Origin of the sequence: Pseudoduganella sp. UC29_106 (genome assembly GCF_044055365.1) — a bacterium.
In the GTDB taxonomy this organism is placed as follows: Bacteria; Pseudomonadota; Gammaproteobacteria; order Burkholderiales; family Burkholderiaceae_D; genus Rugamonas.
Map to the genome: position 1 here is coordinate 2,103,657 of NZ_CP171977.1, position 25,887 is coordinate 2,129,543.

Below are 25,887 nucleotides of genomic sequence, written 5' to 3' on the forward strand. Positions count from 1 at the left end.
TATTGCTGGCTGCAAGTAGACTTAATTCCAGCTAACGAAACCAATTTCCAGCCTGATCGACATGACCTCGCCAGCTCAACCTGACACCAGCCTCCCCCTCGACATGATCATCTTCGGCGGGATGGGCGACCTCGCGATGCGCAAGCTGCTGCCTGCGCTGTACATGGCCCACCTGCACGGCAACCTGCCGCCGGCGACCCGTATTATCTCCACGGGGCGCCAAGACTTCGGCCGCGACGCCTACCTCGCCTTCGTGGAAGAGCATTCGCGCTCCTTCATCAGCGGCGGCAATTTCACGGAAGAGGCATGGGCCAGCTTCAGGCAGTTGCTGGAATATGTGCGCGTGGACGTGCAGCAGGATGACCTGGCCTCGCTGGCGAAAGCGTCGCGTGTCGGCGTCGAGCGCGTGTTCTACCTGGCGACGGCGCCATCGCTGTTCACGACCATTTGCGACAAGCTGGCCGCGGCTGGCCTGGTGGACCGCAATGCGCGCGTGGTACTTGAGAAGCCGCTGGGACGCGACCTGGCGTCCGCGGTGGAGATCAACGAAGCCGTCGGCAAGCATTTCGCGGAATCGCAGATCTACCGTATCGACCATTACCTGGGCAAGGAGACCGTGCAGAACCTGATGGTCCTGCGCTTTGGTAATTCGATCCTGGAACCGCTGTGGCGCGCGCCGAATATCACGAGCGTGCAGATCACGGTCGCGGAGGAAGTGGGCGTGGGCAGCCGCGCCGGTTTCTACGACAGCGCCGGCGCCATGCGCGACATGGTGCAAAACCACCTGTTGCAGTTGTTGTGCATTGTCGCCATGGAGCCGCCAACTTCTCTGGCGCCGGATGCGGTGCGCGATGAAAAGCTCAAGGTGCTGCGTTCGCTGCGCCAATTCAGCCTGGCCTCGATTGCGCGCGACACGGTGCGTGGACAGTATGTGCGCGGCGCCAACGGCAACCAGCCAGTGTCCGGCTATCTGGAGGAGAGCAATGTGCCGGCCGACAGCAGCACCGAAACCTTTGTCGCGCTGCGCACCTATGTCGACACCTGGCGCTGGTCCAAGGTGCCGTTCTACCTGCGCACCGGCAAGCGCATGCAGCGCCGCTCGTCCAAGATCGTGATCGAGTTCGCCAACCCGCCGTTCCCGCTGTTCCCGGAAAATCCCGGTGGTGTTGCCAACCGCCTGGTGATCGAGCTGCAACCGGAAGAGGCGATCAAGCTGCAGGTGATGGCGAAACAGCCGGGCAGCGGCATGAAGATGCAGCAGGTGGAACTGAACCTGGACCTGCAATCCGCGTTCTCCCAGCGCCGTGCCGAGGCCTACGAGCGCCTGCTGATCGACGTGGTGCGCGGTCGTCTCACCCACTTCATGCGCCGCGACGAACTGGAAGCGGCCTGGCAATGGGTCGAGCCGATCATCAACGGCTGGGGCACGCTGGCGGAGAAGCCGTACAACTACGCCGCCGGTACCTGGGTCCGTCCGAATCGTTCGCGCTGCTGGCGCGCGACGGGTTCAGCTGGGTCGAATAAGCGCTTCCCTGGCAGCCGTGCGAGGACCGGGCGGTCCGGATGCGGCTGCCCTTCAAGCGATAGTCACCTGAGGCTCAGGAAGACTCTTCGCGTGTCCGATTGACAGAGCTGACCCCGAATGGGTGGGCCAACTGGCGGCGCTGGGCGGTCGAGGAGAGGACGCGGTCGATCACTTCCTGGGGGACGCTGCGCGCGACGAGGTAGCGCCGGGCTTCGGTAATGCCGGCAACATACATCAAGGAAATCCCGCGCTGGACGTATTCGGACAAGATCGAATCGTTTCGCCTGCTTTGATAAATGCGATTCATCCTTTGCATCTTACGCCAAAGTGGAAAAGGGAGTTGGGGAGTACCGACAGCATAGGTTATTTTCGATGGCAAGGCCAGAACCATACGCATGAGCTACCAAGTGAAAAAACGCTAATGAAACTTTCTGTCGTCGCACGATAGCCGTTTGCTAGGAAGCGGGATCGGCGCTAGGCTAGTTTCACCGGCGAATATTGGTGGATTTTGGGTGAGGGATCAAAATGGCACTCTGGCGCATTCGATACGAGGACCGCTATGCCCGGCCCCGGTCGATTTATCATGAGCTGTTGATCCAGCCGACGAAGGCTGAGGCGGTCAACATTGTTCGGCAGGAATTATTGCAGTCGGCTTATGCAGCAGGCAACCAGCAGAAAGCGTCCGACACATTGTCGGCCGACCTGGCTGGGATCAATGTGATTGGAATCGAGGCGGTTACTTCGTAAGCCGCAAATTTCGGGGTCAGCTCTGTCATTCGGACACAGACGCAAACTGTTTGATCTTCCGCAATACGCGGAATGGCGTGTTTTCGCGTATTGATATCGCTCAAACATTGGTCGTGCGTGTCCGAATGACAGAGCTGACCCCGAATCGGGGGTGCCAAAAAATTGCAGCGAGATTGGCGGTTTCGGGCATGGCGCTTTGCTTGCGGTTTTCCATACTAGGCACTTATGGGTACTTAAATCATGGAGGAGCGGAAATGAAGCAACGTGAAGTGGTGGTCGTTGGCGCGGCAAGAACTGCAATTGGCACTTTCGGGGGATCGCTGAAGGATGTCCCCCTCAGCACACTGGCGACCACCGCAGTTTCCGCGGCGCTGGCTCGCTCGGGCGTTGCGCCTGGCGACGTCGGCCACGTTGTGATGGGGAATGTCATTCCGACCGAGCCGCGCGATGCGTATCTCAGCCGTATCGCGGCCATGGATTCCGGCATTCCGCAGGAAGTGCCGGCCTTTAACGTGAACCGCCTGTGCGGCTCGGGCCTGCAAGCCATTATTTCGGCGGCCCAGTCCATCCTGTTGGGCGACGCGGCCATCGCCATTGGCGGCGGCGCCGAGGCCATGAGCCGCGGTCCGTATCTGCTGCCGGCCGCGCGCTGGGGCGCCCGCATGGGCGACAGCCAGATGCTCGATTATATGAATGGCATCCTGCATGACCCATGGGAAAAAGTGCACATGGGCATCACGGCCGAGAATGTGGCGGCGCGCTATGGCGTCAGCCGCGAAATGCAGGATGAGCTGGCGCTGGAGAGCCAGCGCCGTGCGGCCCGCGCGATCGCGGCCGGTTATTTCAAGGACCAGATCGTCCCCGTTGAAATTGCCACTCGTAAAGGGACCGTGCTTTTCGATACCGACGAGCATGTCCGCGCCGATGTCACCCCAGAAGGCCTGGCGAAAATGAAGACGGCCTTCAAAAAGGATGGGACGGTCACCGCCGGCAACGCCTCCGGCATCAATGACGGCGCCGCCGCCCTGGTGCTGGCGGAGGCAGAGCAGGCCGCAGCACTGGGCCTGAAGCCGCTGGCGCGCCTGGTCGGCTATGCGCACGCCGGCGTGGAACCGCTGTTTATGGGCATTGGCCCCGTTCCGGCAACGCGGCTGGTGCTGCAGAAAACCGGCCTGCGCGTGCAGGACCTGGACGTGATCGAATCCAACGAAGCCTTCGCCGCACAAGCCTGCGCCGTGGCGCGCGAACTGGACCTCGACCCGGCCAAGGTCAATCCGAACGGTTCCGGCATTTCGCTGGGACACCCGGTCGGCGCCACGGGCGCGATCATCGCCACCAAGGCTATCTACGAATTGCACCGTACCGGCGGGCGCTACGCTCTGGCAACGATGTGCATCGGCGGCGGGCAGGGTATTGCCGCCATCTTCGAACGTCTGTGAGCCGTAAAGCCCGGCAGCCTAGCGCTGATGCATGCGCTGCCGGTATTCGCCGGGCGAGGCGCCGGCCCATTTCTTGAAGGCGCGGTGGAAGGCGCTCGCCTCCGCAAATCCCAGTTCAAACGCGATCTCCGCCACGTTCTTGGACGAGTGGCACAGGTAATCGATCGCGATGTCGCGTCGCAGGTCGTCCTTGATGGCCTGGAAGGATTGGCCTTCGTCGTCCAGCCGGCGGCGCAACGTTGACGGTGTCATGTGCAGGCTTGCCGCGAAGGCGTCGAAATCGGGCCACTCGCTCAGCGTCGCAGTGCGCAGCTTGCGCCGGATCTGTGCGGACAGGCTGTTGGTGTTCTTGTATTTGAGGACGATGTTGGCTGGCGCCTGGCGGATGAAGTCCCTGGCGCTGCGTTCATTCTGTATGACCGGCAGCGACAGGTAGGAGCTGTCGAACACGAGACGGGTGGCGTCCCGGCAGAAATGCAGTTCCTGCGAATACATGCGCGCGTATTCGGCGCTGCGCGAGGGCTCAGGGTAGGCGAATTCGGCGGACAGCACGGGGATACGGCGTCCAATGAGCCAGCAGGCCAGGCCGTGCTGCAGCATCAGCAGCGTTTCGTAGCCGAACACCCGCGGCGCTTCCGTGTTGGGCTCATCGCGAATGAGCAGGGCGGCTTGATGCCCATCGTTTTCCACATCGCAGTGGAAGTCGTCGAGAATCAGGTTGAAAAAGCGCGCCATGCGCTGCAGCGCGCTGTCCAGCGTGTCGCAGTGAACCAGCGTGTAGCACAGCATGGCGAACGTGCCGACCTTCATGCGGCGCGAATCCTGGCCAAACAGTTCGTCATCCAGTACGCGCGCGACGGCAAGCCACAGGGCGCTGAAGCACTGGGCGGTCACGCGGCCTTGGGGAGCGCTGAGCAGGGCCGGTGAAATGCCGGCCGCGCGCAACAGGGGCTCGGTATCAAGACCGCGCTTTACGATCGGTTCCAGCGCGGATTGGACGAAGTAGATTGAAATACTGCCTTTTTCCATGTGTCGATTCTATGCCGATAAGGGCGAAACTTACAACTTATAAGTATCCAATGCGGCCCGGCGTTGCGGCCGGTGTGGCTATTCGTCGCAAGCAGTTTGCCATTTTTGGGCATCGTTCTTTCAGGGGGCGCTTCCTATACTCAGGCATCACCGACCGCAATTTATACCGAGATAGCGATGACAGACCTTTCCGCAGCGAAACAGATCACTGAATACGCCCCCGCCAACAAAGTCCGCTTCGTCACCGCCGCCGCACTGTTCGATGGCCATGACGCTTCAATCAACATCATGCGCCGCATCCTGATGGCCAATGGGGCGGAAGTGATCCACCTTGGCCACAACCGTTCGGTGGACGAAATCGTCACTGCGGCGCTGCAGGAAGATGCGCAGGGCATCGCCATCTCATCCTACCAGGGCGGCCACGTCGAATATTTCAAATACATGATCGATTTGCTGCGCCAGCGCGGCGCCGGCCATATCAAGGTGTTCGGCGGCGGGGGGGGCGTGATCGTGCCGGCCGAGATCCAGGAGCTGCATGATTATGGCGTGACGCGCATCTTCAGCCCCGAGGATGGCCAGCGCCTTGGCCTGCTCGGCATGATCCTGTCCATGATCCAGGAGTGCGATGGCAGCGCGCCCGTCGACGCGCCGGCTGCGCTGGATGCCCTCGGTGAAGGCGGCATCACGGAGCGCCATCGTCCGCTCGCGCAACTGATCACGGCACTGGAAAACGGCAGCGCCGCGCCGGGACTCAAGGCGGCCTTGCACCAGGCCGCGGACACCATCGAGACGCCGGTGCTGGGCATCACGGGTACCGGCGGCGCTGGCAAGTCGTCGCTGACCGATGAACTGATCCGCCGCATCCGACTGGACCAGGGCGATGCCCTGAACATCGCCGTGATTTCGATTGACCCGTCGCGCCGCAAGTCGGGCGGTGCGCTGCTGGGCGACCGCATTCGCATGAACGCTATCAATCCCTGGGCCGGTCAGGTGCGTGTGTTCATGCGCTCGCTCGCCACGCGTGAAGCCGGCTCCGAAATTTCCCAGGCGTTGCCGGACGTGATCGCTGCCTGCAAGGTGGCCGGTTTCGACCTCGTTATCGTCGAGACCTCCGGCATCGGGCAGGGCGATGCGGCGATCGTGCCGCACGTCGATGTGTCGATGTATGTGATGACGCCCGAATTCGGCGCCGCCTCCCAACTGGAAAAAATCGATATGCTCGATTTTGCCGATTTCGTCGCCATCAATAAATTCGACCGCAAGGGCGCCCAGGATGCCCTGCGCGACGTCGCCAAACAATACCAGCGCAACCGCGAGCGCTGGAGCGAGAAGCCGGACCAGATGCCGGTCTATGGAACACAGGCGTCACGCTTCAATGACGACGGCGTGACCGCGCTGTACCACGGCCTGCTGCCGAAACTGCAGGAGTTCGGCCTGAAAACGGCGCAGGGCAAGCTGGCGCCCGTAGCGGTGCGTTTCTCCTCCGGCAAGAACGCCATCGTGCCGCCGGCCCGCTCGCGCTACCTGGCCGAGATTGCGGACACGGTGCGTGGCTACCACAAGCAAACGAAACGCCAGGTGAAGCTGGCGCGCGAACGCCAGCAGCTGCAGGAAGCCCGCCGCATGATCCTGGCCGCCGAGCGCCACGCTGACTTCGATGAGTTGATTACCGAGCGCGAAAGCACACTCGATGCCGGCTGCCGCAAGCTGCTCGATTCCTGGGATGAGCTGAAAGCCGCCTATGCGGGGGACGATTTCGTGGTCAGGATCCGCAAGGGCGAGCAGTTTGTCGAAAGCCGCACGCGCCTGGTGCAATCGAGCCTGTCCGGCACCAAAATCCGCAAGGTTGCGCTGCCCCGCTACGAAGACCACGGCGAAATCCTGCGCTGGCTGTTGATGGAAAATGTGCCCGGCTCCTTCCCCTATACGGCCGGGGTATTCCCGTTCAAGCGCGAAGGCGAGGACCCGACCCGCATGTTCGCCGGCGAGGGTGACGCATTCCGCACCAACCGCCGCTTCAAGCTGGTATCGGCTGGCATGGATGCGAAGCGCCTGTCCACCGCCTTCGATTCCGTCACGCTGTACGGCGCCGATCCCGCGCCGCGTCCAGATATCTACGGCAAGATCGGCAACTCGGGCGTTTCCATCGCCACGCTGGACGATATGAAGGTGCTGTATGACGGATTCGACCTGTGCGATCCGGCCACCTCGGTCTCGATGACCATCAACGGGCCGGCGCCGACCATCCTCGCGATGTTCATGAATACCGCGGTGGACCAGCAGGTGGCGAAATTCGAGCAGGAACGCGGGCGCAAGCCCGACCCGCAGGAGATGGCGCAACTCAAGGCCTGGGTGCTGAAGAATGTGCGCGGCACCGTGCAGGCGGACATCCTGAAGGAAGACCAGGGCCAGAACACCTGCATCTTCTCGACCGAGTTCTCGCTGAAGGTGATGGGCGATATCCAGCAATTCTTCGTCCACAACCAGGTGCGCAATTTCTATTCGGTCTCGATCTCGGGCTACCACATCGCCGAAGCGGGCGCGAATCCGATCTCGCAACTGGCGTTCACGCTGTCGAACGGCTTTACCTTCGTGGAAGCCTATCTGGCACGTGGCATGCACATTGATGATTTCGCGCCCAACCTGTCCTTCTTCTTCTCGAACGGCATGGACCCGGAATACACGGTGCTGGGCCGCGTGGCGCGCCGCATCTGGGCCGTTGCAATGCGCGACAAGTACGGCGCCAATGAACGCAGCCAGAAGCTCAAATACCACGTGCAGACTTCCGGCCGTTCGCTGCACGCGCAGGAAATCGACTTCAACGATATCCGCACCACGCTGCAGGGCCTGATTGCCATCTACGACAATTGCAACTCCCTGCACACCAACGCCTACGATGAAGCGATCACCACGCCGACCGACGAATCGGTGCGCCGCGCGCTGGCGATCCAGCTGATCATCAACCGTGAATGGGGCCTGGCGAAGAATGAAAACCCGAACCAGGGGGCCTTCATCATCGAGGAACTGACCGACCTGGTGGAGGAAGCCGTGCTGCAGGAATTCGAGCGCATCGCAGAACGCGGCGGCGTGCTGGGCGCGATGGAAACCGGCTACCAGCGCGGCAAGATCCAGGAAGAATCGATGCACTATGAGCAGCTGAAGCACGATGGCAGCCTGCCCATCATCGGCGTGAACACCTTCCGCAATCCGAAGGGCGACACGGTCGCGCAAACGCTGGAACTGGCCCGCTCCACGGATGAAGAGAAGCAGTCGCAATTGCAGCGCCTGGCGGACTTCCAGGCGCGCAATGAGAAAGACGCACCGGCCATGCTGCGCCGCCTGCAGCAGGCGGTGATCGATGACGATAATGTGTTCGCAGTGCTGATGGACGCGGTTCGTGTCTGCTCGCTGGGCCAGATCAGCAGCGCGTTGTTTGAGGTTGGCGGCCAGTACCGCCGCAGCATGTGAGGGTCGAAAAGAGATGAGCCAGTATCAACCTCCCTACCGCGACGCAGCTTTCTTGCTCAAGCACGTGTTCAGCGTCGACGCGCATGCACAGCGATGCGGACTGGATCTCGATGCCGACACGGCACTGGCAATCCTGGACGAAGCCGGAAAATTTGCCCGCGACCGGATCGATACCATCAACCGCGCCGGCGATATGCAGGGCGCGCGCTGGTCGGATTCGACCGTCACCACCGCGCCGGGATTCAAGGAAGCCTATCAGGACTTCTGTGCTGGCGGCTGGCAAGGCCTGCGCTTTCCGGAGCAGTATGGCGGCCAGGGTCTGAATGCGGTCGTCGCAAGCCTGATCGATGAAATGTGGCACGGGGCCAGCTTCAGCTTCGCCCTGTGCCCGATGCTGACGAATGGCGCCGTCGAGGCGCTGTTGACCGCCGGCAGCGATTATCTGAAGGATACCTATGTTCCGAAGATGGTGAGCGGCGAGTGGACCGGCACCATGAACCTCACCGAGCCGGGCGCCGGCTCCGACCTTGCTGCAATCCGCAGCAGGGCCGTCCCGCAGGCCGACGGCACATATCGCATCAGCGGCCAGAAGATCTTCATCACCTATGGTGAGCACGATTACACCGACAATATCGTGCACCTCGTGCTGGCGCGCACCCCGGACGCTCCGGCCGGCGTGAAGGGCATTTCCCTGTTCGCGGTGCCGAAGTTCATGGTGCAGCCGGACGGCAGCCTTGGGGCGCGGAACGATGTGCGTTGCAGCTCCATCGAACACAAGTTGGGCATCCATGGCAGCCCGACCGCCGTCATGCTGTTTGGCGAAGGTGAGGGCGCCGTCGGTTACCTGGTGGGCGAAGAGAACCGCGGGCTCGAATACATGTTCATCATGATGAACGATGCTCGCTTCTCGGTCGGGTTGCAGGGCCTGGCCATTTCGGAGCGCGCCTACCAGCACGCCGCCCAATACGCGCTGGAGCGCGTGCAGGGCAGGGCGGTCGGCGACGATGGCAGCCATGGCGATACCATCGTCCGCCATCCGGACGTGCGGCGCATGCTGCTCTCGATGCGCAGCCATATCGACGCCATGCGCGCGCTGGCCGTGCACGTGGCGATGAAGAAGGATGCCGCGCATTCCGCCGGCGTTGATGCCGCAGCCCGGGACGCCGCCAAAAGCGAGCTTGAATTACTGGTGCCGGTGCTGAAAGGCTGGTTCACCGAAACGGCGCAAGACCTTACCTACAACGCGGTGCAGGTTTTCGGCGGGATGGGCTATGTCGAAGAAACCGGAGCCGCGCAGTACTACCGCGATGCGCGCATCACGACCATCTACGAAGGCACGACCGCGATCCAGGCCAATGACTTGGTGGGCAGGAAAACTGTGCGTGACGGCGGGCAGACGGCGTTCGCGCTGCTGGATACCATGGCCGCTGCGGCCGATAGCCTGGCGCGCGAGGATGCCTCGGCTGCGCGAGTGCTTGGCGCGCGCCTGGCGGAATGCTGCCGGGCCGTGCGCGGCGTCGTGCACTGGCTGCTGGACGAGCAGCGCAATAATCCGCGTGCGGTCTATGCTTCCTCGGTTCCCTATCTGCAGCTGTGGGGCGAAGCCTGCGGCGGATGGATGCACGCGCTGCGGCTGCAGGCGGCACTGGGCGGCGGCCAGTCCGGCAACGACCTGCGGGCAACGGCCGAAAGTGCGCGCTTCTTCGCCGAGCAGGTGCTGGTGCGTGCGCCTGCGATGGCCTCGGCCATCGTCAATGGCGGGCAGGCCGCGCTTGACTTCCCTGACGAGGCGTGGCTGGCGTAGCACTAAGCTGTGCCGAGTGCTTCCCGGAGTGCTCGCGCCAGGGGGGCGGCGATCTCCTCCAGCGTCAGCTCACGCCCCAATTGTTCGGCACAGGAAGTCGTGCAGGCCGCCAGTTCGGCGGCGCTGCCGGCAGCCTGATTCATCGCGCGGGCCAGTAATCCCCAGTCAGGTCGGCCAAGCAGCACGCCGCTGACAACCAGGGTTCCGGTGCGGCGGCGCGCCTGTGCCAGGCCCACGATCTTGCGGTTGTCGACAACCACTTCCCACGGCGAGAAGCCGGCGAAACACGCCCACGTCAGCGAGGGGGGAACGCCGGCCTGCAGCGCCCTGGCCTGTTCCGGGGGCAGGGCATGGGCTGCGATGTCGAAGCCGTGCAAGACCTTCGCATACAGCTCGCCGATCCACTGGTAACTCTGCACCAGCTTGTCCGACGCCAGCGGATGGCCGTTCGGCAGGATGATGGAAGCGCTCAACATCCAGGAGCCCGCCAGGACCGCGCCACCGCCGGACTGGCGTGCCGTTGATCCGATGCCGGCACGCTGTGCGATTTCCTCCTGCGTCACCGTGCGAGCCTGGGAGCAGCCCAGAACCACGGCCGGTGCTTCGTAAGCCCATAGCTGGAACAGCGGACGTGTCACGGGCTCGCGCATCTGGTCCTGGTTCCAGGCCTGTTCCGCAGCGCCGGTCGTCATCAGAAAATCTGGCATGGGTGGGCCTTATCTCGATGTCGTCACGCCGCGGCGCAATACCACGGGGGCGCCGCCGCTGCGTTGCTTGGTCATCCACTGGGCGAGGGCAGCATCCATATAATCGGCGTGGCCCGGGAACCAGTTCATCAACTCGGCGGCCAGTGCGCGGCCGGTTTCGAAGTCGCGCTGCGAGGCAATGCGCTCGCGCACTTCGTAGACGGACTTAAGCACGGCATCGTGTTCATCGATGTGGCATTGACGTGCGGGAAATTCGGTTTCCGTCATCCACGTTTTTTCCTGGGAAAAGTGATCTTCGGCGTGCCGGATGAAGGCATCCAGGCAGGCGGCAAAACCTTCGTCGCTGGCGGCAATCATGGCCGCAACGGTATCGACGAATTCGCGGTGGGTGTCGTCCATTGGCGGGTAGCCGAGCAGGAAATGATCGGTCCAGGCGGGCGGAGTGGTCGTCGTCATTGCTTCATCCCCGTTTGTATGTTTCAGCCAATTGTACAGCGTTTTTATTTTGCGCCGAAATAAAAAACAAGGTAGACTGTTTTTTATTGGGGCGGCGAAGTCCGCCTCCATACCCGCGGCAACCAATTCAGAGAGAGAAGGTTCCTATGTCCCATCGCTTGTCCCCACTCCTGCAACCGCGTTCCATCGCCATGATCGGCGCGAGCAATAACCCGGCGCGTATCGGCGGCATGCCGCTTGATCTGCTCAAGACCTTCAATTTCGAAGGCGAGGTCTATCCGGTCAATCCGAAATACGAAGAAGTGTTTGGCTACCGCTGCTATCCGGACATCGAGTCCGTGCCGCAGGCGCCCGACCTGGCCGTGCTGGCGATCGGCGCCGCCGACGTCACGGCCATGCTGCGCCGCTGCCATGCACGCGGTGTAAAGGCGGCCATTGTCTACGCCGCCGGCTTTGCCGAAATGGGCGGGGAAGGAAGCGCGCTGCAGGAGGCGCTGGAACGCTTCGCGGAGGAGAGCGGCATGGTGGTGGCCGGTCCGAATTGCATGGGCTTTGCCAACCTGAATTTGAAAGCCTTCACGGCGTTCGCCACGGTGTTCAAGAATGTGGCGCCGCAGACAGGCATTGGTCGCGCCAGCCTGGTGACCCAGAGCGGCAATGTCTGTTCCACGGTCTTTGCGCTGATGCGCCAGCTGGGCATCGAGGTCAGCCACTTCATCAACACCGGCAACGAGGCCTGCGTCGAATTCTCAGAATACCTGGAATTCCTGGCGCAGGACGAACAGACCGACTGCGTGATCGGCTATGTCGAGCAACTGCGCAATGGCCAGCGCTTCATCGATTCCGCGCTGGCCTTCGCCGAAGCCGGCAAGCCGCTGATTCTCTACAAGGCGGGCCAGACGGAAAAGGGCTCGGAAGCGGTGCGTTCGCACACCTCGGCGCTCGCCGGCAATATGGCGCTGTACGAGGCGGGGTTCCGCCAGCTGAATATCATCCAGGGCCAGGACTTTACGCACATGGCGGATATCGCCTGGCTGAGCGGCTTCCGCCAGCGCACGGGCGGCAAGCGCATCGCGATCGTCACCCTGTCCGGCGCGTTGGGCGCCATCCTGGCCGACAAATTCATCGGCGCCGGCCTCGATGTGCCGACCCTGCCGGACGAAGTGCAGCAGACGCTGCGTGACGGCATTCCCGACTATGGCATGGTATCCAATCCGATCGATGTGACGGGCAATATCGTCAACAACCCCGAGTTTGTCAGTTCCGTGTTCAACGCCCTGGCGCGCACGGATGCGGTGGACACCGTCGTGATATACGCCAATGGCGCGCTGCTGGACCGCATGGCCGAACCGCTGATCAAGGTCTGCGCCGAGCATCCCCGCCTGTTCGTGGCCATCGATACCGGCAAGGCCAAGTGCCGCGAGCAGCTGGCCAGCGCCGGCATTCCCGTTTTCACCGATATCGGCCGCGCCACCCAGGCGCTGGCGCCATACTGCCACTGGCTGGAAGGCCGCGCCGCTGTGTCCTACTGGGCCAGCCTGCGCAGCCAGCAACGCAGCGCTGCTGCCGTGCCCGAGCTACGAGGACTGGATGAATACCAGACCAAGCGCCTGCTGGCCGATTTCGGCGTACCGCCCGTACAGGAAGTGCCGGCGGCGGATGCGGATGCGGCGGTGCAGGCTGCTAATCGCATCGGTTATCCGGTCGTACTCAAGGTCCTCAGTGCGGATATCGCGCACAAGACCGAAGCGGGGCGGCGTGCGCCTGAACCTGCAGGACGAAGCCCAGGTGCGCACGGCCTGCGAGGAAATCCTGGCGTCGGCACGGGCGTATGCTCCGGATGCACACATCAAGGGTGTGCTTGTACAGCCGATGTCGAAGGGCGTGGCGGAACTGATCGCCGGCGTGACCCACGATCCGGTGTTCGGCGCAGCCATCACAGTGGGCCTGGGTGGCGTGCTCACAGAGCTTTATCGCGACGTCAGCCATCGCATCCTGCCGGTGGACGAAACTATCGTGGCGGACATGCTGCGCAGCCTGAAAGCCTTCCCGTTGCTGGATGGATTCCGCGGCAGGCCCAAGGCCGACGTGGCTGCCGCACAGAAGGCCATCGCGGCCCTGTCCAACGCCGCGCTCGGACTGGCGCCGGCGGCCCAGGAGATCGAGGTCAATCCGCTCCAGGTCAAGGAAACGGGCGCGGTCGCGATCGATGCCTTGCTGCTTACCCGCTGATTTCCGTCACTTCTTCTGGAGCCGACCGTGCTGCTCTCATTAACCGAGTTGCAGGAAATGATCGAGACAAGCGTGCTCGAATTCCTGACCCATGAATACGATTTTCTCAAGCGCGCCAACAGCCTGAAGGCGCCGTATGCCAGCGCGCCGTTCATCTGGCAGAGCTTTGCCGATATGGGCTGGCTTGGACTGCCCCTTTCCGAGACGGACGGCGGCATCGGCGGCCATGCGATGGAAAGCGGCTTGCTGATGCGCGCTTTCGGCCGCCATCTGGTGGTCGAACCTTATCTGCCCAACGTCCTGCTTGGCACGCGCTTGCTGGGCGCACTTGGCAGCGCCGCGCAGCGCGAGGCTTGGCTGCCCAGGCTGGTGGACGGCTCGCACCGGCTGGTGCTGGCCCACGAGGAATCGGCCAGCAATGACCCTTGGGCGCCGCGAGCAACTAAGGCCATGCAAGTAGACGGCGGCTACGTGCTGGCCGGAGGCAAGTCGCTCGTAGCGGGCGCGCCGGGTGCGGATGCGGTGCTGCTTTCCGCTCGTCTGGAAGCGGGCGAACATGCGCTGTTCATCCTGCCGCTGGATACGCCGGGCCTGCGTGTGACCGAAGGCCGCACCCTGGACGGCGGCCGCGCAGCCGATCTGCACCTCGATGAAGTGCGCCTCGATGCCGCGACGCGGCTGGAGGGCGCAAGCGATGCAGCGCCGGTGCTGAACCGCATTCTGGCCGAAGCCATCGTCAGCCAGTGCTGGGAGGCCAGCGGAGCCATGCAGGCGGCGCTGGAGCAGACCGCAGCCTATACCGGCGAACGCGTGCAATTCGGCCAGCCGATCAGCAAGTTCCAGGTGGTGCAGCACCGCCTGGCCGAAATGGCGGTTTGCTGCGAAGAGGCGCTGGCGGCCTGCCAGCTGGCGTCGATGCGCATCGACAGCGATCCGGCGTCGGCGCAGGCGATGGCCTCGCTGGCCAAGTCCAAGGTCGGGCGGGGCGCGCGCTTCGTTGCGCAGGAAGCGGTGCAATTGCATGGCGCCATGGGCGTATCGGAAGAATTGGCGATCGCCAGCTATTTCCGCAAGCTGCTGGCGTTCTCGCAGCAGGCCGGAGGTACGGCGTGGCATAGCGAGCGCTATGGAGAACTCATGCTGGGCAGCGGTGGCTACCGCAAGAGCCAGGTCCTGCCCAACGACACAGGAGTTAGCAATGAATCTTGAACTGAGCCCTGAACAGCAGGCGTTCCGCGATGAGGTGCGCACCTTCCTGCGCGAGAACCTGACGCCGGAATTGCAGCACGGACAGCGCTACACCACCGCGGTCTACCCTGAGCCGCATATTTCCGGGCCATGGCAGCAAGCCTTGCAGCGCAAGGGCTGGCTGGTGCCCATGTGGCCCAGGGAATGGGGCGGAACCGGTTGGAACGCGGCGCAGCGCTTCATCTTCGAATCAGAATGCGCCCTCGCTGGCGCGCCGCTGGTGCATCCCATGGGCGTGCGCCTGGTCGGTCCCGTGATCCTGCGTTTCGGCACCGAGGAACAGAAGCGCCAATACCTTCCGCGTATCCTGAACAGCGAGGATTACTGGTGCCAGGGCTTCTCCGAGCCCGGCGCCGGCTCCGACCTGGCTTCGCTGAAGATGACTGCCGTCTCCGACGGAGACGATTACATCCTCAATGGCTCCAAGATCTGGACCACCCATGCCCACCACGCCAATATGATGTTCGCCCTGGTGCGCACCAGTAATGAGGGCAAGCGCCAGGAGGGCATCACCTTCCTGCTGATCGACATGAAGTCGCCGGGTATCGAAGTGCACCGCATCGACACCATCGGCGGCGACTATGACGTGAACCAGGTCTTCTTCACTGACGTGCGCGTGTCGAAGGCCAACCGCGTCGGCGCTGAAAACGCCGGCTGGGATTGCGCCAAGTACCTGCTCGAATTCGAGCGCGGCGCAGGCATTTTCAGCGGCCGATTGCGCTCACAGCTCAAGCGCGTCGGCGCCGCCATCGACGAACTGCAGGCCCAGGGCAAGGATGTGCGCCGCGACGTGCGCCTGGTTGCGCGCTTCGGCGAAGTCTGCGCCGATCTCGATTGCTTCGAAATGATGGAGTTGCGCATTATGGGCACTTTGCAGCCGGGCCAGAATCCGGGCCCGGTGTCCTCCATCCTCAAGCTGCGCGCCAGCCGCATGAAGCAGGCGATCGCCGAGCTGGGCGTGGAAATCCTGGGGCCGCAGGCCCTGCAATGGAATGCAGAAGAACATCAGGAGGGCAGCCTGCTGCCGCTGCTGGTGCCGGACTACCTGAACAGCCGTGCATTCACGATCTTCGGCGGCGCCGCCGAAGTGCAGCTGACCATTATTGCCAAATCGGTTGTCGGCGTCTGATCTGGCGCCGGCCAATACAAAGGAGACATGAAATGGGTAAATTGAATGGAAAGCGCGCACTGGTGATGGGCGCGGCCGCACGCGGCAATATGTCGCAGTCCATCGCCCGCCGCTTCGCGGACGAAGGCGCGGAGGTCATGGTAGGTGGCCGTCACATGGAGGAACTGCAGCGCTTTGCCGACGAAATCCGTGGCCATGCATTCAGCTGCGACATCACCGGACGCGAAGACAACCACGCGCTGGTGCAGGCCGCGGTGGAAAAGATGGGCGGTATCGATATCGCCGTCAACGGCACGGGCTGGGGCTTGCTCAAGCCTTTCGAGCTGACTACGGAAGAAGAACTGCGCCGCATGACGGATCTGCAGTTCATCGGTCCCTTCCTGTTCTTCCAGGCGGTGGTGCCGGCGATGCAGCAGGGCGGCTCGCTGATCCAGATTTCATCCGCCACCGCCACCATCATGCTGGACGACCATGCCGCCTACATGGGTACAAAGGCCGGCTTCGACCATGTGATGCGCTGCCTCGCCAATGAGTACGGCCGCCGTGGCATCCGCGCCAATTCCATCTCGCCCGGGTTGACCGAGACGCCGATGACGGCGGGCGCCAAATCCGTGCCTGGCATCTTCGAAACCTACCAAAGCCGCTATCCGCTCGGCCGCATCGGCACGCAGGATGACATTGCCGCGGCAGCGGTCTGGCTGGCCAGCGACGAGTGCTTCATGTCCGGCCAGAACCTGCAAATCAATGGCGGACTTACCCTGCGCGGCAACCCCACCGCCGCCGAACTCGACGCCGCCGCCATCAAAGCCACCGGCAAGCCCCGCCCGCGCCCCTGGCAGCAATGAGCGCCGCACCCGCAACCACGCGCTGCACGTCCGCAATGATGCGCCGCCGATGCGCTGCACCCCCGACGATGCGCCGTGCATCAAAACGCCGTGCCGCCGAAGCGCGTAGGGCGGATCATCGATCCGCCGTGCATGCAGAAACGTGGCTTCGGCCCAGGAGACAAGCAATGAACGACATGAGAATCGGCGCCCACCCCCGGTCAGCCATCCCCACCACCAGCACGGTCAAACTGGACGGCGCCTACGCCTGGTACGCCGTCTACCTGCTCACCTTCGCCTACACGGTCGCCTTCATTGACCGCCAGGTGCTCAACCTGCTGGTCGACCCCATCAAGCGCGACCTGTTGCTGACTGATGTGCAAATCAGCCTGCTGCAAGGCTTCGCCTTCATGACCTCGTATGTAATCTTCGGCCCGGTGTTCGGCCGCTGGGTCGACACCGGCAGCCGCCGCCGCGTGCTGGCCTTCGGCGTGGCGCTGTGGAGCGCATTCACGGTCATGTGCGGCATGTCGCAGGAATTCTGGCACCTGTTCCTGGCGCGCGCCGGCGTGGGCGCAGCCGAAGCGTGCCTGGCCCCCGCGGGCTTCTCGCTGATCGCCGACTACTTCAGCCGCGAACGCCTGCCGCGTGCCATGAGCATTTTCATGCTTGGCCCGTCGCTGGGCGCGGGACTCGCGCTGGTGGCCGGGGGATTGATCGTCGGTTCCGCGAAAACCTTGGGACAGTGGTTCCCGATCCTGTCGTCGCTCTCACCCTGGCAGCTGGCGTTTGTAATGGTCGGCGCGCCAGGCCTGCTGCTGGCCGCCCTGCTGCTGACGATCCGCGAACCTGAACGCACATCGCTGACAGGCGCTGCAAGGAGCGCCAAACACTTCTCCCTGCGCGAAACCCTGCAGTTTTTCTGGACGAATCGCGCCTTCTATGGACGCTACTTCATCGGCCTGTCCCTGCTGGCCATCGTCGTCTACGGTTTTCCAACCTGGATGCCTGCCTACCTGATGCGCCATTTCGGCGCCGCGCCCGCCACGGTCGGCCTGCGCTACGGCACCCAGGTACTGATCGTTGGCGCCATCGGCATCTATTCGGGCCCTTGGGTGCAGCGCTGGCTGGCCTCGCGTGGCTGGCGTGATGCGCCGGTACGCTGCGCCATGCTGTGCGCGGTGGCGGCGGGCCTGCTGTGCATCGCGTTCCCGTTTGCCGGCAGCTATCAGGCGGCATTGGCGGTGGCAGCGCTGATCAACCTTTTCTATGCGCTGCCGTGGGCGGTGGCGGCTTCCGCGCTGCAAATCTCGACGCCGAACCGCATGCGCGGCATTGCCGTATCGATCTTCTATTTCCTGATTTCGGTATTCGGCATGGGCATCGCGCCCAGCATCATCGCCTTCGTCACGGAACACGTGCTGGGTGATCCCGCCCGCGTAGGAACATCGTTGGCTATCGTTTGCTGTACCAGCGCCTTTGCCGCGGCCTGGCTGCTGTCCGGCGCGATGAAGCATTATCATGAGGCGCAGTAGCGCCATGGCTGGTCAACCTGAGTGGAAAGAAAATACCATGAGCACAGACATGCAGCGTCCCCGCATCGGCATCATCGGTGCCGGCGCCATCGGCGGATTCTACGGCATGATCCTGGCCCGCGCGGGCTACGACGTGCACTTCCTGTTCCGCAGCGAGTACGCGGCAGTAGCCGCGGATGGTCTGCTGTTGCAGAGTGAGTCGCTGGGCGATTACCGGCTCAAGCCCGCCAACGCCTACCATGACGCGGCCGATATGCCGCCTTGCGACTGGCTGCTGGTGGCCGCCAAGACCACCAGCAATGCGGCGCTGGCGCCCGCCATCATCCGCGCCGCGGCCCCGGGGGCGAAAGTGATGTTGTTTCAGAACGGCCTGGGCGTGGAAGAGCAGATGCGCGCCTTGCTGCCAGACAGCCTGCACGTACTGGGCGGCATTTGCTTCATCTCCGTGCATCGCGAGGGTCCGGGCGTGATCAAGCATCACGCTTACGGCAGCGTCAGTATCGGCTATCACTCCGGCCCGGCCGCGGACGAAGCGGGCAAGCGGCAAATCCTGGCGCAGGCGCAGGTCATGCTGGGCGAAGCCGGCGTTGATGCGTCGCTGGTGGCGGACCTGGAACAGGCGCGCTGGCAGAAACTGGTGATGAATATTCCTTTCAATGGTGTGAGCGTGCTGCTCAACTCCGGCACCAAGGCGCTGATGCTGCATCCCCGCACGCGGGCCCTGATCCGCGAACTGATGGAAGAAGTGATTGCCGGCGCAGCAGCCTGTGGACGTTCGCTGGGCGAGCATTACATCAACACAGCTTGGGCGGCGACCGACGGCAAGCCGGATTACACGCCCAGCATGCTGCTGGACTACACGGAGCGCCGTCCGCTGGAGCTGGATGCGATCTATGCCGCGCCCCTCGCAGCGGCGGCCGCCGCAGGCAGTCCGATGAAGAAGGTGGAAATGCTGTATCAGAGCCTGTGCTTCCTGGATGAGCGCAACCGGGACGATGCCTGAGGCCCGCCGATGCCACGCTCGCTCGCGCTGCATCAGATCACGGCGCTGCAATGTTCGCCGCCCGAGCTGGTTTCGCTGGCCGCGGAACTGGGCTGCGACGGCGTGTGCGTATTCGTGCACACGCCCAGCAATCCCGGCCCCGGCCGGCCGGTCTTTCCCAAGGTGACGCCAGCGATGCTGCCGGCAATGCGGCAGCGCATGTCGGATGCCGGCGTTGCGATCACCAATGTGGAATATTTTCCGCTGACGGCCGATGTGGACCTGGATGCATTCCGGCCGGCGCTGGAACTCGGCGCCGAGCTGGGAGCGCGCCGCGCCGTCGTCCATTTGCACGATGCGGACGACCAGCGCGGCAGCGACACGCTGGAGCGCTTCGCCGGCATGGCGGCCGAATATGGGCTGGGTGCGGGCCTGGAGCTGCTTGGGCTGTCGCCCGGTTGCCCGAGCCTTGCGCGGGCCGTGCAACTGGTCGAACGCATTGGGCAGCCCAACCTCGGCGTGGCGGTGGACGCACTGCACCTGCAGCGCACCGGCTCAACGCCGCTGGACCTCGCCGGGATGCCGCGTAGCCTGTTCAGCTATGCACAGCTGTGCGACGCGCCTGCACTGGCCGATCCGGCGCAAGCGCTCGACCCCACCCGCTATATCGCCGAAGCCTTTGACCGGCTGCCGCCGGGGGAGGGCGCGTTTCCGCTGGTGGAGATGGTGCGGGCGTTGCCGTCGGACCTGCCCTACGATGTCGAAGTGCCGGCTCTGCGCCTCGTCAGGGCCGGCGTGTCGCCGCTGGAGCACGCGCGGCGCGCCGTAACGGGCGCGCGCCGCGTACTCGCGGCGGCCGGCCTGTCATCGTGGAGTGCTGGCGCGGTCTAGCAAGGACAGGTGTTCGTCGCTGAGGCGCAGCTCCATCGCCCGCAGCAGCTCCTTTACCTGCGCAGGTGTGGTGGCGCTGGCGATCGGCGCCGTGATGCCCGGCTGCGCCATCAGCCAGGCCAGTGCGACTTGCGCCTGGCTTGCGCCTGTCTGCGCGCTGACGGTGTCGAGCGCCGCCAGGATGCCCAGGCCAAAGGGATTGATATATTTGGCGACTTCCGCGCCGCGCTGGCGACCGGACAGGTCGCCGGCATCGCGGTATTTGCCGGTCAGGAAGCCGCTGGCCAGTCCATAGAAGGGCACAACACCGATTCCGCTCTGGATGCACGCCTGCTGCAGCGGGCCTTCGAAGGCATAGCGCGTCAGCAGGTTGTAGCGTGGCTGGAGCACCTGGTAGTGACCCAGTCCATGCGCCGCACTGATTGCATTGGCCTCGAGCAGGCGCTCGGCGCTGTAATGCGACGCGCCCGCCGCGCGGATCTTGCCGGCACGGATCAGGTCATCGAAGGCGCCCAGCGTTTCTTCCAGCGGCACTACGCTGTCGTCCAGGTGGGCGAAATAGAGATCGACGTAATCCGTGCGCAGGCGCTGCAGCGATTCATCGATGGCCTTGAAGATGGTCCTGCGTGAGAGGCCGGCCAGATCGCCATTGCCGCGCCCGACCTTGGTGGCAATCAGGATGCGGTCGCGGCAGCCGCGGCTGGCCTGCCACTCGCCGATCATGTTTTCGGATTCGCCGCCGGCCAGGCCCGGGATCCAATTGCTGTAGACGTCGGCGGTGTCAATCAGCCTGCCGCCGCCTTCCACGAAAGCGTCAAGCACCGCGAAGCTGTTGTCGCGGTCAGCCGTCCAGCCGAACACATTCCCGCCCAGCATGAGCGGCGTGGTCGAGATTCCGCTGTGGCCAAGCGGCCGCTCGTTCACATGTAGTTCCATTTGCACCTCGAATGGGTTTTATCGGATCATCGATGCTGCTTGCCAGGCCAGCGCCATTGCCGGCGCATTGGTGTTGCCTGATATCAGACCGGGCATGACCGAGCAATCCACCACGCGGACGCCGGAAACGCCGCGCACACGCAATTCGGGATCGCAGACATCGTCTTCGCTGCCGCCCATGCGGCATACTCCCACCGCGTGGATGCCGCAGCGGGACAGCCGGCGGAAGGCATCCAGGATTTGCTGGTCGCTCTGTACCTCGGCGCCGGGAATGAGTTCGTGGCTCAGATAGTTGGCAATGGCCGGTTGCGCCATGAATTTGCGGACATAGCGCACGGCGCCAATCGCCGATTCTTCGTCGGCGGCATTGGTCAGCCAGTTGGGCTTGATGTCCAGCTTTGCGTTGGGATCGCGGCTGGTGATGCCGATGCTGCCGCGGCTGCGCAGGTGCAGCAGTTGGGTGTACACGGTGAAGCCGGGCTCGCGTTCCACCGTGCCTTGCTGCACCGGATAATTGCGGTCGGCGACGCGCTTGGCCTGGAAGGTGAACGCGCTGCCGAACAGTTGCAGGTCGGGGCGTTCGATATCCGGCCGGCTGCGCACAAAGGCCCCGACTTCGTAAGGGCCGGTAGCGAGCGGCCCGCTGCGCGTGAGCGAGTAGCGCAGCGCGTTTTTGGCGAGGCCGAGGCCATAGAATTCGCGGTTATTGCCAGCTAAGCCCTTGAGCCGGTAGGGCATGGAAAACCCCAGGTGTTCCAGCAAGTTGTTTCCGACCGAGGCACGGTCGGCCACCACCGGAATGCCCAGGGAAGAGAGCAGCACGCCGGGACCAATGCCCGAGCGCTGCAGGATGACCGGCGACCCCATGACGCCCGCCGACAAAATCACTTCGCCGCGCAGCTTGAAGGAATGGGGCTGGCCGTCGATGAAGGCCTCGACCGATACGGCGCGCTTGCCCTGGAATAGGATACGGTCAACCAGCACGCCGGTCTTCACGGTCAGGTTGCGGCGGTCGCGCGCACGTTTCAGGAAGGTGCCTGCTGCACTTTGCCTGCGGCCCTTGCGGATATTGTGAGCGTAATAGCCGATGCCTTCCTGGCTGCCGTTCAAGTCTTCGCGGCGCTGCAACCCCATGCCCTGGCCGGCCGCGATCATGGCCTCCGCCAGCGGGTAGCGGAATTTGCCGGTGCTGATGTGGACGGGACCACCGACGCCGCGCTCCTCGCCGGCGCCCAATTCGTGGTCCTCGATCGCCTGGAAGGCGGCGGTCATGGTCTTGCTGCCCCAGCCCGTGCAGCCCATGCGTTCCCAGGCGTCATAGTCCTCGTGCTGGCCGCGGATCCAGATCATGCCGTTGATCGATGAGGAACCGCCCAGGCCTTTTCCGCGCAACCAGGACTCGGTCGACGGCACATCCGGCACGCGTGGCTGCTCGACAGGGAATATCCAGGCGTGGTTGGGATTGGAGGCCAGCTTGCCGATCCCCTTGGGCATATGGATCAGGAGATTGGTATCCGGTCCGCCCGCTTCGAGCAGCAGCACGCGGTTGCCCGGCCTTGCCGACAGCCGGTCCGCCAGCACGCAGCCGGCCGAGCCGGCGCCCACGATGATGTAGTCCCAGGTGTCATGCATGGCTGAACGTTTCCTGCTTGCGTTGAGCGGAGCGCGCTGCGGTTGGTTCTGCCGCGGCGGCGATATGCCTGGCGGCGATATAGGCCAGCGTCATGCCCGGGCCCAGGGTGCCGCCGGCGCCGGCGTAGGCGCCGGACATGAAGTTGAGCGCGTCGTTGCCAGCCGCGTAAAGGCCGGGGATAGGCCTGATTGTCCGGCCCGATCACGCGCGCGCTGCCGTCGGTGCGGATGCCGGCGAAGTTGCCGATGTCGCCCGCAATGATCTTGAGCGCATAGAAGGGGCCTTCCTCCAGCGGCGCCAGGTTTGGATTCGGCTTGTGGTCCGGATCGCCCTGCGAATGGTCATAGATGTTGCCGCCGCGGCCGAATTCGGGATCGGTCCCGTTGCGGGCGTGCTCGTTGAAGCGGGAGACTGTTTTTTGCAGTTCGGCCGGATCGATGCCTGCCTGTAGGGCCAGGTCCGCCAGTGTCTCGCCGCGCAGGATATAACCGGAGCGCACATGCTGGCCACGCGGAACCGGGTTGGGCTTGACGTAGCCGATGCCATAGCGCTTGACGGCGTGATGGTCGGCGATCAGGTAGCAGAAGGTCTGTGGCAGGTGTTCGCAAGCCTTGACCATGGCCGGCACGAAATCGTGATAGGGCGCGGCTTCGTCGAAGAAGCGCTTGCCTTCCACTGTGACGGCGATGAAGCCCGGCTTCTGGCGGTCGACGATATGCGGCCACAGCGCCTTGTGGCCTTCGTGCCCCGGGATGACCGAGATCGGCATCCAGGCCGATGGCTGCTGTACGCGCGTCTCGACCCGGCCGCCCACGGATTCCGCCATGCGCGCGCCGTCCCCGGTGTTGCCGGGAGAGGCCAGGCTGATGTGCTGGCGGCCGGCCGCCTTGTGCGAGTAGACGGCCGAGGTGCGTGCATGGTCGTGCGGGAAGCCGCCGCTCGCCAGCACCACGCCCTTGCGTGCAATGACGCGCACGCGGCCTTCCTGGGTCTCGACGTCGGCGCCTTTCACGCGGCCATCGGCGAAGACCAGTTGTTTTGCCGGGGAGTTGAGCCAGAGATCGATGCCGATATCGAAAGCGGTGCGGGCCAGGCGGGCGATCAGTGCGCGGCCGCGCGTGACCGGGTCTGGATGGCCATAGCGCAGGATGTCGCGCGCCACCATGCCGAATTTGCGCAGTACGAACAGCAGGCCCTTGAGCGAGCGGCCGGCGTTCATCAGCTGTTTCATTTCGACGTTCGATCCGACCGCCAGGCCCATGAAGTTGGTCTGGGTCAGGCCCTGGCGCATCAGCTTGCGGTACTTGCCCAGGCGCCAGGCGTCATAGTCCTTCGTGCCCAGCGAGCGCACGGTGGAATGGCCCGGATAGGAGGGGTGGTAGTCGGGGTACAGGAAGGGATAGCATTCCACTTCGGTTTCCCGCTCCAGGAAGTCGATCATTTCCGCGCCGTTGGCCAGGAAGGCATCCACGCGCTCGGCATCGAAATATTCGCCGGCTTCCTGCTGGATGTAGGTGCGGGCTTTCTCCAACGTGTCCGGGCCGAGCGAAGGGGAGTGGCGGTTGCCGGGAATCCACATCACGCCGCCGGAAAAGCAGCTGGTGCCGCCGAAGACGCTGTCCTTCTCGACCATGAGCACGTCGAGGCCCTGCTTGCGCGCCGTAATTGCAGCGGTGAACGCGGATGCGCCACTGCCGATCACGAGGACATCCACCTCTTTGGTGGTGGCAGGGGTGGAAGTTTTCGAATCCATTTTGTCTCCTTCTGGTTCTTAATGTCAGATATCAAATGCCGGCGACTGCAGGGCATTGGACGGTGCGGCCGGATTGGCATCCGGGTCATCGCGATCAAAGGGGCTGATGGCGTTACGGCGCGGCCACAGGATGAAGGCCGCCGTGATGGCAAACAGCACGAACAGGGCCGGGTAAAAAGCTGGGTAGTCGAGCGAGTAGCGCGCGATGAAGGTCATGACGATCAGTACGGTGCCGCCGAAGATGGCGATCGGAATGTTGTAGCAGGTGGCCAGGCCGGTATAGCGCACTTGCGCTGGAAAGGCACGGGCCAGCAAGGCCAGCGACAGCGCCATCGCCGCGCCGCAGCTCAGACCGAGGAAGACGGCGGGGCGCCACAGGTTTTCAGCGCTGTTCTGGCTGTACATCCAGCCCATGCACGCCGCGGTCAGCAGCAGTGCCACGATATACCCGTTGCGCAGGCTGATCAGGCGCCAGGAAACGGCCGCGCCGCCAATCACGTTGCCAACCGGCGTAAAGGCAATCAAGAGCGTTAGCGCGGTGGACACGTCGGCCATCGGCATCTTTTTCAGCGTTACGAAATAGGTGATGGGAAATTGCTGCGTCGCCCCTGCCACCACCGTAGTGCACGCGGCCAGGAACATGGCGCATATCAGGTTGGTGCGATGTTTGGATACCAGCTCAGTGAAGGGCGGACGTTCCGCCAGCATCAGCCGTGCGCGCATGGCTTCGAACACCGGCGTTTCATGAGTAAAGCGGCGCAGGTAGACCGACAGCGCGCCAAACACGCCGCCCATCAGAAAGGGAATGCGCCAGCCATATTCCATCATGGCGTCGGCGCCGAGGGTGCGAGTGAGCCCGCTGACCACGGCCGAGCCCAGCACGGTGCCGCAGCTGGTGGCCGCCGCCATGATGCCGAGCGCAAAGGCCACCTTGCGGCCGCTGACCTGTTCCGATACGAAACTAATGGCGCCGGGCAACTCTCCGCCCAGCGACACGCCTTGCAGCAGGCGGCACAGCAACAGCAGGATGGGCGCCCAGATGCCGATGGCCGCGTAGCCGGGCAGCAGACCGATCGCCAGGGTAGGGCCCGCCATCAGGGCCAGGGTCAGCGTAAATACGCGCTTGCGGCCGGCGCGGTCGCCCACCTGGGCCATCAGGATGCCGCCCACCGGGCGGATCAGGTAGCCGGCGGCGAAGATGCCGAAAGTCTGCAGCAGCGCCAGCCATTGCGGCATGTCCGGCGAAGAGAAATGGTGGCTGATCTGCGGGGCGAGGAAGACGTAGATGATGAACTCGAAGTATTCGAGCGTGCTTCCGAGCGAAGCCAGGGCCAGTGCCTTGACCTGCTCGCGCGGCTTAGCGGACGGCAGGGCAGCCGCGGCGGATTTCTGATGCATGTCTCGCTCCTTGAAATCGTTTTGTCTACTGCGGTATGGCTTGCATGCCAGGCCGAGGGTCTGCCGCCCGCGTTCACCTGCCAAGACTCCAAAATACCCGATCGCACAAAAACAGTCTAGCTGGTTTGTGTATTTTTCCATCACTATTTCG

At 63.7% G+C, this 25,887-nt stretch carries 18 protein-coding genes and 3 pseudogenes; 12 read left to right on the forward strand and 9 right to left on the reverse strand.

Going from position 1 to position 25,887, the window contains the following annotated elements; genetic code table 11:
• The first annotated feature begins 61 nt into the window (after positions 1–61).
• Positions 62–1,524, forward strand: a pseudogene (gene zwf, locus ACHMW6_RS10970) (glucose-6-phosphate dehydrogenase).
• Positions 1,525–1,598: 74 nt separating this feature from the next.
• Here the strand turns inward: zwf and ACHMW6_RS10975 are convergent.
• A complete protein-coding gene (locus tag ACHMW6_RS10975; RefSeq protein ID WP_395408813.1) occupies positions 1,599–1,832 on the reverse strand; it encodes a hypothetical protein in 234 nt (77 codons plus the stop codon).
• A gap of 218 nt (positions 1,833–2,050) precedes the next feature.
• Here ACHMW6_RS10975 and ACHMW6_RS10980 point away from each other — a divergent pair, with 218 nt between their 5' ends.
• Positions 2,051–2,272, forward strand: a complete 222-nt coding sequence (locus ACHMW6_RS10980) for a hypothetical protein (RefSeq protein WP_395407115.1) — start codon at positions 2,051–2,053, stop codon at positions 2,270–2,272.
• A gap of 254 nt (positions 2,273–2,526) precedes the next feature.
• Positions 2,527–3,711, forward strand: coding sequence for an acetyl-CoA C-acyltransferase family protein (locus ACHMW6_RS10985; protein ID WP_395407116.1), 1,185 nt, complete (start codon positions 2,527–2,529; stop codon positions 3,709–3,711).
• An 18-nt stretch (positions 3,712–3,729) separates the two neighbouring features.
• On the opposite strand, the gene ACHMW6_RS10990 is transcribed toward ACHMW6_RS10985, so the two are convergent.
• Positions 3,730–4,740 carry an AraC family transcriptional regulator gene (locus ACHMW6_RS10990; RefSeq protein ID WP_395407117.1) on the reverse strand — a complete coding sequence of 337 codons (1,011 nt, stop codon included), beginning with the start codon at positions 4,738–4,740 and terminating at the stop codon, positions 3,730–3,732.
• A 177-nt stretch (positions 4,741–4,917) separates the two neighbouring features.
• On the opposite strand from ACHMW6_RS10990, the gene icmF reads away from it, so the two are divergent.
• Together icmF and ACHMW6_RS11000 are read left to right on the forward strand one after the other, a co-directional pair.
• On the forward strand, positions 4,918–8,208 hold the full coding sequence (icmF, locus tag ACHMW6_RS10995; RefSeq protein WP_395407118.1) for a fused isobutyryl-CoA mutase/GTPase IcmF: 3,291 nt from the start codon (positions 4,918–4,920) through the stop codon (positions 8,206–8,208).
• Positions 8,209–8,221: 13 nt separating this feature from the next.
• The gene (locus tag ACHMW6_RS11000) at positions 8,222–10,012 is read left to right on the forward strand and encodes an acyl-CoA dehydrogenase (protein ID WP_395407119.1); all 1,791 of its coding nucleotides are present in this window, start codon (positions 8,222–8,224) and stop codon (positions 10,010–10,012) included.
• A gap of 2 nt (positions 10,013–10,014) precedes the next feature.
• Here ACHMW6_RS11000 and ACHMW6_RS11005 read toward each other — a convergent pair whose 3' ends face one another.
• Positions 10,015–10,719, reverse strand: a complete 705-nt coding sequence (locus ACHMW6_RS11005) for a biotin/lipoate A/B protein ligase family protein (RefSeq protein ID WP_395407120.1) — start codon at positions 10,717–10,719, stop codon at positions 10,015–10,017.
• A gap of 9 nt (positions 10,720–10,728) precedes the next feature.
• Positions 10,729–11,175, reverse strand: a complete 447-nt coding sequence (locus ACHMW6_RS11010) for a hemerythrin domain-containing protein (protein WP_395407121.1) — start codon at positions 11,173–11,175, stop codon at positions 10,729–10,731.
• Between the two features lie 146 nt (positions 11,176–11,321).
• Between ACHMW6_RS11010 and ACHMW6_RS11015 the strand changes: the two are divergent.
• From ACHMW6_RS11015 to ACHMW6_RS11045, 7 genes and pseudogenes are all read left to right on the forward strand, one after another.
• Positions 11,322–13,407 (forward strand): annotated as a pseudogene (locus ACHMW6_RS11015) (acetate--CoA ligase family protein).
• A 27-nt stretch (positions 13,408–13,434) separates the two neighbouring features.
• The gene (locus ACHMW6_RS11020; protein WP_395407122.1) at positions 13,435–14,616 is read left to right on the forward strand and encodes an acyl-CoA dehydrogenase family protein; all 1,182 of its coding nucleotides are present in this window, start codon (positions 13,435–13,437) and stop codon (positions 14,614–14,616) included.
• Entirely contained in the window at positions 14,606–15,784 is a 1,179-nt protein-coding gene (locus tag ACHMW6_RS11025; RefSeq protein ID WP_395407123.1) for an acyl-CoA dehydrogenase family protein, read from the forward strand. Before ACHMW6_RS11020 ends, ACHMW6_RS11025 begins: the two co-directional genes overlap by 11 nt.
• Before the next feature lie 32 nt (positions 15,785–15,816).
• The gene (locus ACHMW6_RS11030) at positions 15,817–16,629 is read left to right on the forward strand and encodes an SDR family oxidoreductase (RefSeq protein WP_395407124.1); all 813 of its coding nucleotides are present in this window, start codon (positions 15,817–15,819) and stop codon (positions 16,627–16,629) included.
• Between the two features lie 167 nt (positions 16,630–16,796).
• Complete coding sequence (locus ACHMW6_RS11035; RefSeq protein WP_395407125.1) at positions 16,797–18,143, forward strand: spinster family MFS transporter; 1,347 nt, start codon at positions 16,797–16,799, stop codon at positions 18,141–18,143.
• Between the two features lie 37 nt (positions 18,144–18,180).
• Positions 18,181–19,146 (forward strand): putative 2-dehydropantoate 2-reductase, encoded by a 966-nt coding sequence (locus ACHMW6_RS11040; RefSeq protein ID WP_395407127.1) that lies wholly within the window; start codon positions 18,181–18,183, stop codon positions 19,144–19,146.
• 9 nt (positions 19,147–19,155) lie between these two features.
• Positions 19,156–20,016, forward strand: coding sequence for a sugar phosphate isomerase/epimerase family protein (locus tag ACHMW6_RS11045; protein WP_395407128.1), 861 nt, complete (start codon positions 19,156–19,158; stop codon positions 20,014–20,016).
• On the opposite strand, the gene ACHMW6_RS11050 is transcribed toward ACHMW6_RS11045, so the two are convergent.
• The 5 genes and pseudogenes from ACHMW6_RS11050 to ACHMW6_RS11070 form a co-directional block, all read right to left on the reverse strand.
• A complete protein-coding gene (locus ACHMW6_RS11050) occupies positions 19,990–20,952 on the reverse strand; it encodes an aldo/keto reductase (protein ID WP_395407130.1) in 963 nt (320 codons plus the stop codon). The two genes, ACHMW6_RS11045 and ACHMW6_RS11050, sit on opposite strands and share 27 nt — an antisense overlap.
• A gap of 18 nt (positions 20,953–20,970) precedes the next feature.
• Positions 20,971–22,584, reverse strand: coding sequence for a GMC family oxidoreductase (locus ACHMW6_RS11055; protein ID WP_395407131.1), 1,614 nt, complete (start codon positions 22,582–22,584; stop codon positions 20,971–20,973).
• Positions 22,577–22,774, reverse strand: coding sequence for an FAD-binding protein (locus ACHMW6_RS11060; RefSeq protein WP_395408579.1), 198 nt, complete (start codon positions 22,772–22,774; stop codon positions 22,577–22,579). The genes ACHMW6_RS11055 and ACHMW6_RS11060 overlap by 8 nt, the downstream gene beginning before the upstream one ends.
• Before the next feature lie 52 nt (positions 22,775–22,826).
• Positions 22,827–24,338: pseudogene (locus ACHMW6_RS11065) on the reverse strand (FAD-dependent oxidoreductase); the annotation flags it as partial.
• 24 nt (positions 24,339–24,362) lie between these two features.
• Positions 24,363–25,736: an MFS transporter gene (locus ACHMW6_RS11070; protein WP_395407132.1), complete on the reverse strand. Its 1,374-nt coding sequence runs from the start codon at positions 25,734–25,736 to the stop codon at positions 24,363–24,365.
• Positions 25,737–25,887: the final 151 nt, after the last annotated feature.

Excerpts from the sequence above, each read along its gene's own strand:
- ACHMW6_RS10990 (WP_395407117.1), bottom strand. The coding sequence starts at position 4,740 with ATGGAAAAAGGCAGTATTTCAATCTACTTCGTCCAATCCGCGCTGGAA.
- ACHMW6_RS11035 (WP_395407125.1), top strand. The coding sequence starts at position 16,797 with ATGAACGACATGAGAATCGGCGCCCACCCCCGGTCAGCCATCCCCACC.
- ACHMW6_RS11040 (WP_395407127.1), top strand. The coding sequence starts at position 18,181 with ATGAGCACAGACATGCAGCGTCCCCGCATCGGCATCATCGGTGCCGGC.
- ACHMW6_RS11055 (WP_395407131.1), bottom strand. The coding sequence starts at position 22,584 with ATGCATGACACCTGGGACTACATCATCGTGGGCGCCGGCTCGGCCGGC.
- ACHMW6_RS11005 (WP_395407120.1), bottom strand. The coding sequence starts at position 10,719 with ATGCCAGATTTTCTGATGACGACCGGCGCTGCGGAACAGGCCTGGAAC.
- ACHMW6_RS11070 (WP_395407132.1), bottom strand. The coding sequence starts at position 25,736 with ATGCATCAGAAATCCGCCGCGGCTGCCCTGCCGTCCGCTAAGCCGCGC.
- ACHMW6_RS10985 (WP_395407116.1), top strand. The coding sequence starts at position 2,527 with ATGAAGCAACGTGAAGTGGTGGTCGTTGGCGCGGCAAGAACTGCAATT.
- ACHMW6_RS11050 (WP_395407130.1), bottom strand. The coding sequence starts at position 20,952 with ATGGAACTACATGTGAACGAGCGGCCGCTTGGCCACAGCGGAATCTCG.
- icmF (WP_395407118.1), top strand. The coding sequence starts at position 4,918 with ATGACAGACCTTTCCGCAGCGAAACAGATCACTGAATACGCCCCCGCC.
- ACHMW6_RS11025 (WP_395407123.1), top strand. The coding sequence starts at position 14,606 with ATGAATCTTGAACTGAGCCCTGAACAGCAGGCGTTCCGCGATGAGGTG.
- ACHMW6_RS10980 (WP_395407115.1), top strand. The coding sequence starts at position 2,051 with ATGGCACTCTGGCGCATTCGATACGAGGACCGCTATGCCCGGCCCCGG.
- ACHMW6_RS11030 (WP_395407124.1), top strand. The coding sequence starts at position 15,817 with ATGGGTAAATTGAATGGAAAGCGCGCACTGGTGATGGGCGCGGCCGCA.
- ACHMW6_RS10975 (WP_395408813.1), bottom strand. The coding sequence starts at position 1,832 with ATGAATCGCATTTATCAAAGCAGGCGAAACGATTCGATCTTGTCCGAA.
- ACHMW6_RS11000 (WP_395407119.1), top strand. The coding sequence starts at position 8,222 with ATGAGCCAGTATCAACCTCCCTACCGCGACGCAGCTTTCTTGCTCAAG.
- ACHMW6_RS11045 (WP_395407128.1), top strand. The coding sequence starts at position 19,156 with ATGCCACGCTCGCTCGCGCTGCATCAGATCACGGCGCTGCAATGTTCG.
- ACHMW6_RS11010 (WP_395407121.1), bottom strand. The coding sequence starts at position 11,175 with ATGACGACGACCACTCCGCCCGCCTGGACCGATCATTTCCTGCTCGGC.